The following is a 12241-nucleotide window of genomic DNA, read 5'->3' on the forward strand; positions in this document are numbered from 1 at the left end:
CTCTTGTGCTGAACTAGTTATAGAAATAAATATAAAAATAGAGCACAATAAGAACCTTAACATACAATTCTTATCGGATATTCTACCTAATACTTTAGTCTTTTAATCAAGCTCTATCGTATTGAAATTACTAAAAATCTCATGGTTATCGAGAAGAACTAACGTATTACCTTGGCCAGTTAATCCCTCAAGTAATTCACATATTGAAGTCAGTTCATTAATTGATAGACCGTAAGAGATATTTGTTAGTACGATAACCGAATTCTTCACCTTCTTATCAATGGCCTTTAGAAGTTTTACACGAAGGCGCTCTCCACCAGAAAGAGAAGGAATTGTTCGATCGAGAGTTAAGTAATCAAGGTTAAGAAGTTTTAAATATTCTATCGTTCTTTTAATCTTAGGTGTAGTTGGTAGTGTTTCAAATAAAGTTGATACTGGTGTTTTACATGCATCAATAATCGTATACTTTCCATCTGTGATAGTAGCGTAGAATTTCTTCAATCCTGTTCCACCACATTCATCACAATCGAAAGTCACGTCTTCTAAGAACTGCATATCAATTTCTTGAATGCCCTTTCCTTCACAAACTGCACACTGACCTAGCTTACTGTTTTTAGAAAAGTGTCCTTTTTCTAGGCCAAGAGACTTAGAAACTGGAAGCTTTGAGAAATAATTTCTTACATGGCCACTCAAGTCTAAGGCCGTTCCAACAGTAGAACGACTAGTCGATTTCTCAATCCTAGTTTCATAAATAAAAATATTCTCAATTCCATCAGGATAACTTAAATCATCGATTTCATAAGAAGTTTCAAAATCATATTTTTCATTGAAGATATCTTCATTCAACTCATTAAATAAAGCATTGATAACAAGCCTCTTATCAAATGAATCCATCTGAGTCTTTACTTGATTAATTGTTCCAACTTGAAATTTAATTTCATTATATCTAAAGCCTTCAAACTCAATATTTTTGAAAACAATCTCTTCGTCTACTACTTTCTTTTTAGATGATTGTTTTTGAATTTTTTCAATTTTAGGTAGCTTGTGTGCAACAACTTCACCACCAAGATGTCCTGCACCTGGTCCAATGACAATATTGTGATCACTTCCTTGCTGTAGAACTCTACTATGTTCAACCATCACAACGGTATTATTTGTTGAAAGTTTTTTTAGAAATTTTAATAATACTTTTTGTTCATCTGAGTTCATCCCAAGACTTGGCTCATCAAGAACAAATAAAGAGCCACTTCCTTGAAAGCTTAAATAACGTACTAGTAGCGATTTTTGATATTCACTTGTTTCTAATGACTTAAGTTTTGTCATTAGAGGAAATTGACCTAGGCCTAACTCGATTGCAATCTCTAGTTTACTTAAGATTTTTTTTACGATTGTATTACTCTTGTCTACAAATAAGTTTTCATACAATTCTTCTAGAGTTAGAGATAAACAATCTCCATATGAAATTATATTTTGCAGTTTTCCACGATGAAGTAGAGCGCTAGGAGAAACTCTTCTGCCGTCACAAATGTGACAACATTTTTCACTTTGTAGTGATCTTAGAAAGATTCTCGCAGAACGCTTATATCGCTTCTCTTCAAGTCCATAGAGAAAGTTTAAAACACCATAAAAGCGTCCACTTCCTCTCATAAGTATTTCTTCAACTTCGTCTTTAACATCACAAAAACGACTATCTGGAGAGACTCCTACTTTTTTAATTTCAGCAATAAAGTACTTATAATGCTCACTATATTTAGCGTACTCTAAGAAAGTGATGGCACCTTCAGAGATTTTTTTCTTAGGGAATTTTACAATTTTATTAATATCATAACTAAGTGTTGACCCATATCCCTTACATTCAGAACACGCCCCGACTCCATTATAAGGAAGAAGATCACTAATTTGCCTCGCACTACGAACTTCTTCTTCAGAACACTTAGGACAAAAGGCCGTCGTATTTAAGTTGAAGTGCTTTAGTTCGTCTTGGCCAGCAAGATAAACACTTAACTGGGCAACAGAACTATTCTTTATTAGCTCCATCCATTTTTTTCTAAATTGGCCAATGCTCTTAGGCTTTATTCGAAAGATCTCCCATTGGGAATCCTCTTTATCAAAGTCACGGATAGTAGAAGTTTTTGAGTCAAAACTTCTAGCAGGCATTCCACTTATATTTTCGAGATAATGATCTTTACCAATTAGCACATGAATAACTTTACAATCACCAGTTAGAGTATCAGTTATGTCAGTTTCAACCTGTGAAAGTCCATCAACAAATTCATTTCCATGAATTAAGCACCTTGTAGAGAATGGCTCAAAATATAATTGCGCTAACTCGTAGCTTATCTCAAGTTGATCGGCCATATTTAGGCGCGATCCAACAATTGGATTATTTTGCGCTAAACTCCAAACCGGTAAAACAGGAGAAATACTATCGACTTCAGCACTTGTTGGAACTCTTTCAAAGAAGTTCATTGAAGAAGGAAGTGAATTCAAAAATCTTCTTTTGGACTCATTTGCCAATGTATTAAAAACGAGTGAAGACTTCCCTGATCCAGACACACCTGAAACACAAGTGATCTTGTTAATTGGAAATTCAACATCAATATTTTTTAGATTATTAGTTCTTACGCCTTTAAGCTGAATGGATTTTGCCATATGGATTTATAGCATAGAAGAAAAGTTTTTGGTAAGCCCATGAATAAACAAGGCCCACAAAAGTGGGCCCTGCATATATTCGAAAATATTGTAAGATAAATCTTAACGCTTCGAGAATTGGTACTTTGCTCTTGCACCTTTCTGACCAGCTTTTTGTCTTTCAACTTTTCTTGGATCTCTCGTAAGGAATCCAGCTGATTTAAGCTCGCCTCTAAGAGCTGCATCAATCTTAAGAATTGCTCTTGCAATACCAAGACGAGTAGCACCTGCTTGACCAGTAGTTCCACCACCAGTAACGTTGATCTTTAGATCATATTTATCTGCAAGCTTAAGTAGGTTTAGAGGTTGGTTAACAACGTATCTATCTGTACCTTTTGTGAAGTACTCTTTGATATCTCTATTATTAACAACAACTTTACCAGTTCCTGCAGCCATGTAAACTCTAGCAACTGAAGATTTTCTTCTACCAACTGCCTGTGAATCCCAAGTTTTTCCTTTAGCCATAATAATAACCTCTTACTAGAATTTGTATTCTACTGGGTTTTGAGCGCTATGTGCATGCTCAGATCCAGCAAAAACCTTAAGTTTTGTTAGTTGTTTTCTACCTAGAGAATTCTTAGGAAGCATACCTTTAACAGCGTTCATAAGAATCGCTTCTGGCTTTCTTTCTAATTGTTCTTTAGCAGTTCTTTCTTTAAGTCCACCAGCATACCCTGTGTGTCTGTAGTAAACTTTATCGTTCCACTTATTCCCAGTAAATCTAACTTTTTCTGCGTTAATAACAACAACAAAATCACCAGAATCTGTATGAGGAGTGTACTTTGGTGAGTTCTTCCCTCTTAATACATTAGCGATTTCAGTTGCTAAACGTCCAACTACCATATCAGTAGCATCAATTAAGTGCCATTTTTTGTCAGCGTCTGCTGGCTTCAACACAAATGATTTCTCAGTGTACATAGTAACCTTCCACTTTAATAATGTTAAAAATCAATAAAACGTAAACGCATCATCAGAATAAAATGATTTGTTTACAACACTTAAGGACCTAAAGGCCCATAATTCCGTTGTTTGTGGGGTAACGGGTTTCGGCAGATATTAAACAATTTATGCCAATAAAACAATGGGAAATTGTTATTTTTTTGGCCATGCGTAATATTTTCTTCGAACTTAAGTGTTTGAAATTGCGAAATTTTCTAAAATTGGCCAATCGTGATGTGAAAACGACCAAATGAGTCACCACCAATGCGGTCTAATTTGATCCCGTAGTCAAAATCGAGGGAGCCAATTGGAGTAAAAAACTTAAAGCTCATCCCTACTGACTTTAATAGGTCAAAGTTATCAATTTTATCAACAAAGACGCGTCCCGCATCAAAGAAAACAGCAATAGCAGAATAGTCACCAATATAATATCTTGGTTCAAGTCTGAAGTTTACAAAGAAGGCCTCGCCTCTAACTGTTGTATCATTAATATATGTACCGTCTGTTAGCCTTCCACTTTCTAAATCACTATAACCACGAAGATAGTCGCGTCCAATTAAACGAAAAACCTTTAAAGGTGGGATATAACCAGTTGTCATTGGCTTACCATCAGTATCGATAATAATATTTCCACTGCTATCTTTAACGATATCGCTTGAGAAGTTGTGCTCGTATCCTAGGGCAATAGAAGTTGCTAGGGTAAAATCACCCATAGGGATGTAGTTAAAATTACGAACGACGGCCTTGTGATAGTCAATTGTTAGGTCTTCACTTTCTTGTGAACCAAGATATGGGTTTGCAAATTCCCATGAGAAATTAAACCAAGAGCCTTTCTTAGGAAGCGTTTTATTATCTCTAAAGTCTAATGATAGTTCAGGCCTGATTGCACCAATGATATATTTATCTTCATCAATTGCATCTGTTGCATCAAATTGTCTGATATTATCAAATTCATAAGTAAGGCTCATTGATAAAACATCAGAGAAGGTCTTAATCAGTTGTGGAGAGAAACTAATGATATCAGCATCAAAGTCAGAGTATCTTTTTCTTTCGTAACGAGCAGTCGCCTTAAAAGTTACTTTGGATTTGAATAGGTCATAGAATAGATACGGCTCAACATATTGAAACTGTACTAACCCTTCTAATAACTTTCGCGAGTCCTCTCTTCTGCGATCATCAAGATACGAGAAATCAGTTCTCCAGTTTGTCTGGGCCTTAAAAATGAAAGAGCGGTTCATTCCATTGAAGTTATTATAAGAAATAGTCGTAGAGAATTTTAAACCTAGGTCGGTTCTGAATCCCGGTGCTATTTCAGCAAGACCAAAATCCTTCTCAGTAACTTTAATAACAAAGTTTAGATACTTCTCTGTTGGTGAAACTTCTTCTCCAACGAATGAAGAAATATTTACGTTTGAAAATAGGCCAAGCTCTCTTAAGCGTGCGATAAAGTCGTTCATGGCCTTAGGAGTAACAAGATCCCCACGCTCCAACGGAAGCTCCCTTCTAATAACAACATCTTTAGTCGTTGAGTTCCCAGTTACAATGACATTTCCAAGATAGGTCTTTACACCAACACCAAATTTTAGGTTTAATTCAATTTCGTTTGTTGCAGAGTTTACATTAACAATCTTTTTAGGACGTTTTTCAGTATATGTACTGAAGTAATAGCCTCGTGTTTTTAGAGAAATCAGGGCATTCTTTAAATCCTCATCAATGTGAACAACATTAAAAGGCTTTCCTATTTTATTTTTAAGGACATCTTTAATAAAGTATCTGGCCTCTTCATCTTCAACACCCTCAATATTGATCTTACTTAATATATACTGAGAACCTTCAGAAATTGAAAAAGAGACAATTGCAGCATCTCCACCGTCGATGAAGTCGACCTTAGGCTTTTCAATATTTACGAAGATATAACCGTCTTTAACATAAATCTCTTTAATCTTCTCAGAGGCGTTTTCAAGTCCTCTTTCATGTAGATAGTCAGCCTTTAAAAGATCTGAATCTGTCTTATAGTAGACTTCATTTAGTTTTTTACTATTTTTTAAGTGATTGCCGTTAAAATTAATTTGAGCAACTTTAACCTTACGTCCTTCGTTGATAGTAAAATAGAAGTTTAGAATTTTATTTCCATTAATATCAAGTCCACGAGCTTCAGTTAGCTTAGACTTTGCGTAGTAATAACCGTTCTCACGATAAAAGTTCACAATATGACGATTAAGCGAAATATCATCAAATCGTCCCTTATTATTTTGAATATACTTCTTAACGTGAGAGAGAAGATCGTTATGATTTAAACGATAGTTATTATAAAAATTAACACCGAATCGAGATCCTAGTTCAACATTGAAAATTAGCTCATAATTACCATTTTTCAAAACGTTCAACTCTTCTTTTACTCGCGATAGCCAAAAACCATCTCTTATTAATAAAGAACGATACTCTTGAAGCATTTTTTTATAATTTGTGAAATCCAGAGAGCTTCCTTTAATACGATGCCAGAATTTTTCAGCTTCGATTAAGTTTACTCCAACTAGGCCATTTAATTTTATATCCTCAAGTCTCCTGATCTCATTCTTTAATAGATTTAGAGTAATCTTAATTCCTTCTTGATTTAACTCTTTAGAAATTGAACCTACTTTTGAGCCCTTTTTAAAATACTCTTTACCAATGGCCTTAAGCCCCTCTTGAGCAGACATGTCATCAAAATAGTCCCCTTCTTTCAACTTAAAATCATTTTTGATTCGTCGGTTAAGTACAGAGTCTGTCCCCTTTACGTTTATTGAAAGAATTCTAGGCTTTGTTTCGACAACAATATTTAGACGGCTCTTTTTAACTTCATAATAAAAAGTTTTGTAATATGGCTTTGTTAATTCAAATTGAATAATTCGGCTTAACTCTTCACGAGTTAATTCCTTTCCTTCATACTTTTTAAAACTTTCGATGATAAAAAGACATTCTTCGCGGCCGGTACAGTCAATATCAACATTTTTGATATGAATATTTTCAGCACCATGAACAGAACTAAATAGTAAGATGAATGTGGCAATTAATCTTAAAATGACCATTTATATTTTATGTCGGCCCCTACAGAACCGTCTGTTCCTTCTTTATTATTTGTATCATCTTCACTTTCAAAGATCCCTTCAATAGAGAGCTTATCACTTATACTGTAATCAACGTTAATCGACTGTTTATTACTTTCACTATCAAAAGTATTGGAAAACTTTAAATTGATATTGTCATTCACTTTTTTCGTAATCTGTAGCTTAGTTGCCGTCTTTACTGACTGCTCAGATTTCGTGGCCTCTTCAATAGGACTATCAGAGCTTTCAGTAAACTCTGGCAAAACGCTTAGCTTTAACCCAAGTGCAGCATCTAGGCCTTCATTAATATTTAACTGATCAACTAAAAATGTACCAATTCCGATTGTCGTTAAGTTAGTTCTTTGACTGTCTTCCAAGTTTTGAGAAAAGTCAGATGTTACTCCAAGTGTGAGTAGTGAAAATATATTATCACGAGAAAGTGATGGATTTGATTCTAAGTTGATTGAAATGTCGTCAACCGAACCAGCAATTCCCATTTCAATATCATATTGTCCAATAGTAGAGTTTGCTAAAAGATTTAGAGTGATAGGTTCAATATTCTCTTCTTTCGTAAAGTAAACAACGCCTTCAGATAAGATAAAGTCATTACCTCTAAATTTAAACTTACTTAATCCTGGAACAATAATAAGTTGTCCCTGCATTGCTGGGTTTGTAAACTGTCCATCAATATGTAAATCCCCTGCAATCAAGAGATCTGCTAAACGATTTCTTAGTCTAACAGTTTCCTTAATACTTAAGTCGATATCCAGATTAATTAAATCAGGGATACCTCTTTGGTTCTGGGTAATATATTTACTTAAGCTTTTATTGAACTCTGATGACGATTTAAAGTCATTAAATTCGTTTTCAATAAGTCCACCATTAACAAAAACACTTCCTTTAATTAAATATGGAAAACCACGGCCACTTAAAGTTAATTTACCATCTGTGTTGATAATTGATCGCGACTCTACTTGATAGCCTACATTTGTATAATTAGAAGTTATATAAACTTCAGGCAGTGGAAAACTTGCTTTTATATATCCAGACAAGTCAAAGTCACCAGAGCCAATCTCACCACTAAGGTTATTGATTAGTATTTTTTGGTCACGATAGGCACCGACACCACTAGCATTAGAAATTTCTAAAGGAACGCTTTTAAGCTTTAGCCCAAAATTTGAAGTACTTAGGGAATGGGACAAGTCATATTTTTTACGATTTCCAACAATAATTCCCTTGCCCTTGATCGTTCCTAGAATCCTTTCGATCTCACTTGTTAAAAGGGTTAGATAACTAAGATTAATATCTAAGTCTTGCACTAGTTGAAAATTAGTATCAAAATTTCCACTCCCTACTAAATGATATGAACCACCGGAACCGCTTAATGATAAGTTAAGCTGCTTAATTTCCGATTGATCAACTTCAATCGAGGTCGGCCTTTTCAATGTTAGAGAGCGCCCATAATTACTAATATGAAATTGAGTCAAATTCATAATAGAACTTACAGGTCGATTTGGATTGAAGTCGTAAGTTAATTGTCCACTCAGCTGAACAAATCCATTCAATTCATTATTAAAAGAGTTGTGCTCAGAAATAAAAGATAGAGATGGTTTGATATCAGGCATATCGACATTGTAGTTAAGAATAACTCGCGGATGACTTTTACTAAAGTCTAACTCACCATCTATATGGATATTTTGATTTAGAATATTTGTATTAAAGTTAATTACCTTATCTTTAAAACTGAACTCTAATTCCGAAGCACCAATCTCTTCATTTCCTACTTTTGTTTCAGTTAAGTATGCATTCCCTTTTCCTCTGAGAACACCATTTCTCTTTGCTTCAATACTAGCAGAGAAGTGGCCATTATAGCCTAAACCGAGATCACGATATCGATAAAAATCACCAAGCTTTATTGGTGTTGTAATAAATGAAATTTCTTCAAATCCATTTTTAAAATTATAAATAAAGTCAGCCGATGCACTAGATTGGTTCTTTTTAACGAAAGCATCCTTGATCGATACATCATCATTTGTAACGATAAGCTTTAAAGCAATATTATCAATAGGCTCTTTGTAAACGCTCACCTTATCTGAATTAATATTTACAGAAGTGATAAAGTTTGAAAATTTACCATTCAAATTAACATCAGCATTAAAGACACCTTCAAAAGGTGTCGTATACATTTTAATATCTTCCCAGATAGGCTTAACATTTCGTTCGAGTAGACTTAGGTCAACATTCTTAAGTCCAATATTTAATTCAACCTCTTCTTTACCTAGGTTCACATTTCCTGAAAGCGTGGTTTGGCCATTAGTCTTATTTCTAAGTTCGTTTACATAAATGATATTCTTATCAATTGAATATTTTAAACTTGCGCTAGATTCTTTTTCTAAGAGAAAGCCAAATACTTCAATATATTTTGCGTTTGAAGTATTTACATCAATTATAACTTCCTCTGATCCTTTAATCGTAATATCAAAATCACCTCGGCCTTTTGCAACTTGAGCAATTTGTCCACCAAGATCAGAGATACTAAAGTCTCTTGCTTTAACAGTGAAATCTACTTCACTTCCAACAACAGATCCCCAACCAACGAGTGATGAGGAATTACTTTTTGCATTAATTCCAATTCTAAAGTCATCTCCCGCAAAAATATTTAGACTTGATATGTCTACCTTCTTAAAGTTTAAAATATTATCAAGTGTAGGTTTTAGAGCTAAGTTTTTGATATAAATGGGACTTCCTTCAATACTATCAACAAGGACAGCACCATTTTCATCCATACTTAGTAGAACTTTTCCATTTGCACGTCCTTTTAAAAGAACAAAATCATCACCCAGGAAGTATAAAATATCATTCAAATGAAGATTTTTCGTTTCAACGACAACTTTATTTTCAACTACTTTATTCTCACTAAAGTTCAAGATTAGTTCATCAGAGACTTTGGCTTGGCCATTATTTATCTCACCTACAAAGTCTTTTATAGTTAATTTATTATTATGGAATGAGTACTTTGTTTTAAACTTATCAAGATTTACATAATCAGAATGAATATTACTTCCATTCGTAAGACCACTTATAAAAATATCTTTCTTATCGATAGCTCCTGTTATCGTAGCCTTTCCTTCTAGGATACCATCCATTTTTACACTATACTTCTTCTTTAAATCCTCAAAGCTATCAAAGTTTATTTTATACTCAATATCTGAATGAATCTTTTTGTTTTTAAACTCATATTTTCCAGAACCACTTATCTTAGAGTCTTTAATGAATACATAACCATTTCTGACACGAATGTTGTTTTCAACGATCTCTGCATCTAAAAATAAATTATCAACAATGGCACCTTGCCAACTAACATTTTCAATATCTAGGATTATATCGTAACTATATTCGAATGGACTTAGGGCCAAATGCTTAATTGGAATATTGAGATTACTTTCAGCAATATAAAAATCAGAATTTCTAATTTCAATTTTATTAATCTTAAATGGTAATTGATTAGTTACGTTATTAAGCGTGTTAAATACACTCACTTGTGAAGTGTCATCTTCACTCTTTTCTAATTTTTCAAGAACAATGTAACCATCGCTGAAGTTTACTGAGTTAAATCTAACATTTGATGAGAATAGACTTAGTAGTGAGAATGCTGCAGAAACATCCTTTACATGTACTTCTAACTCATCTTTGACCTTAAAGTTTACATCCTCTAGGATTGTTCGAGGAGGAAAGAATCCACCAGAAACTCTCGAGAACGAGAGAGTCATATTAGAATCAAGTATAATATTCTTATTTATATATTCTGTTAGTATTGTTGATACATATCGTGATTGAATAAAACGCCAGGCCCCAACAGCAAGAAGTCCGAATACAAGAGTGAATATGATTAGAAATTTATTAACAAATCTCATCTCTTTAACATAACCTCTATATTTCTATAACCAGGATATATTCGGTTAACAATTATTGCTAAAAAGTATGCTCTTTCCTCATTACCGAGTTTTCGATAAGCAACGGCCATTTCAAATAAAGTATTGATATATTCATCTTTCGACTTACAACCATCTACTAATCTTTCTCTTAATTCAACTAATGATAGAAGCTCATCCTTTTTATTAATAGAAGTCTTATAAGCTTCAATATAGTCTCTATCTAATGTTCGCTTTGATGTAGTTTTAACAAACTCTGAAATATCGCTATAATCTTTTAGGTAGTAGTTAATAGATCTTATCAGATCGTTATCATCACTATTTTTTCCATACTTATAGATAATAGACTTATACTCACTTGTTTCAAAAAACAAAGGAATGACTTTAAAAATTGATTCGATGAACATTAGAGGATCGATTAACTCTAAGTCTCTTTCAAGTTTCTTTCTTAATGTTTCATATTGGAAATATTTTTCAGAGTTTTTAACAGTAGTAATCGTTGAAATAGAATCCGCGAAAGTCTCGTCTACTTTTTCAGTACTTAATATATTTATATATGAATCAAAATTTTCTGAATATGAAACACTGAAATGATCTAAAATATTTTTTAATTCATTAAGGCGATTGGATTTTTTTCGTTTTAATAAATAACCTATTAGATTTTTAATCTCGACTGATAGCTTTTGTACTTTTCCTGTTGAATGAAATAATAGAATTTTTAAAATTGAATCAATATATAAATTATGACTTAGTGATGACTCTTCATTTTCAACACGATGACTTTCTAAAAACGCAATGAGTTCCTGCGTACTACCAAGTAACGTTTTGATATTAAAATTTGTATTTGTCATTGTGTTTTCTGACACATTGCCTCTGGTATAAAAATACAACTAACTATCTAATATTATTATATCAAATAATTAATTTAATTAATGTTAAGCGTACTTTTTACCACAGAAATAATTGAAATAGAGACAAGAAAAAGGCCCTAAAAAAGGGCCCTTACTATTGGAAAATTTATTTATTTACACGCTCTACGTAGTCACCAGTTCTTGTATCAATTTTCAGGATTTCACCTTCTTTGATAAATAGTGGAACGTTAACTTGAAGACCTGTTTCCATAATGGCCTTTTTTAGTCCACCTTGAGCAGTGTCACCCTTTAGTCCTGGATCAGTTTCAGTAACTGCAAGTTCAACAAAGTTTGGAAGTTCAATCGAGATTGGCTTTCCTTTATAATATAATAGTTCTACTTTAATACCTTCTTGAAGGTAATTAGCAGCATCTTCGATATACTCTGTTGCTACGTGAATTGTTTCAAAAGTTGATTGGTCCATGAAGTTAAATCCTTCAGGATCATTGTATAAGTACTCTACTTCTTTTTCGTCTAGATCTGGTTGCATTGCACCCGTTGCTACACCAGACTTGAAAGTTCTTTCGATAACTGCACCTGTTTCAAGGTTCTTAATTCTTAACTTGTAAAAAGCTGAACCTTTACCTGGGTTAGTGAAGTCACATTTAATACAAACATATGGTTTGCCATCGATTTCTAGTTTTAAACCTTTCCTAAAGTCATTTGTCGATATTTCCATAAA

At 33.4% G+C, this 12241-nt stretch carries 7 protein-coding genes; all 7 read right to left on the bottom strand.

The window, feature by feature from the left end; all coding sequences use genetic code 11:
• Positions 1 to 102: 102 nt before the first annotated feature.
• Positions 103 to 2652, bottom strand: coding sequence for a hypothetical protein (locus ABMA78_RS14700; RefSeq protein ID WP_392861137.1), 2550 nt, complete (start codon positions 2650 to 2652; stop codon positions 103 to 105).
• A 102-nt stretch (positions 2653 to 2754) separates the two neighbouring features.
• Positions 2755 to 3156, bottom strand: a complete 402-nt coding sequence (gene rpsI, locus ABMA78_RS14705; protein ID WP_021267519.1) for a 30S ribosomal protein S9 — start codon at positions 3154 to 3156, stop codon at positions 2755 to 2757.
• Between the two features lie 15 nt (positions 3157 to 3171).
• Positions 3172 to 3609 carry a 50S ribosomal protein L13 gene (gene rplM, locus ABMA78_RS14710; RefSeq protein WP_021267593.1) on the bottom strand — a complete coding sequence of 146 codons (438 nt, stop codon included), beginning with the start codon at positions 3607 to 3609 and terminating at the stop codon, positions 3172 to 3174.
• 236 nt (positions 3610 to 3845) lie between these two features.
• On the bottom strand, positions 3846 to 6698 hold the full coding sequence (locus ABMA78_RS14715) for an outer membrane protein assembly factor (RefSeq protein ID WP_392861139.1): 2853 nt from the start codon (positions 6696 to 6698) through the stop codon (positions 3846 to 3848).
• The gene (locus tag ABMA78_RS14720) at positions 6686 to 10630 is read right to left on the bottom strand and encodes a translocation/assembly module TamB domain-containing protein (RefSeq protein WP_392861141.1); all 3945 of its coding nucleotides are present in this window, start codon (positions 10628 to 10630) and stop codon (positions 6686 to 6688) included. Before ABMA78_RS14720 ends, ABMA78_RS14715 begins: the two co-directional genes overlap by 13 nt.
• Positions 10627 to 11514, bottom strand: coding sequence for a hypothetical protein (locus ABMA78_RS14725; protein WP_392861142.1), 888 nt, complete (start codon positions 11512 to 11514; stop codon positions 10627 to 10629). Before ABMA78_RS14725 ends, ABMA78_RS14720 begins: the two co-directional genes overlap by 4 nt.
• A 151-nt stretch (positions 11515 to 11665) precedes the next feature.
• Complete coding sequence (efp, locus tag ABMA78_RS14730) at positions 11666 to 12238, bottom strand: elongation factor P (protein WP_392861143.1); 573 nt, start codon at positions 12236 to 12238, stop codon at positions 11666 to 11668.
• Between the last annotated feature and the right edge of the window lie 3 nt (positions 12239 to 12241).

This window comes from Halobacteriovorax sp. RZ-2 (genome assembly GCF_043196685.1).
In the GTDB taxonomy this organism is placed as follows: domain Bacteria; phylum Bdellovibrionota; class Bacteriovoracia; order Bacteriovoracales; family Bacteriovoracaceae; genus Halobacteriovorax_A.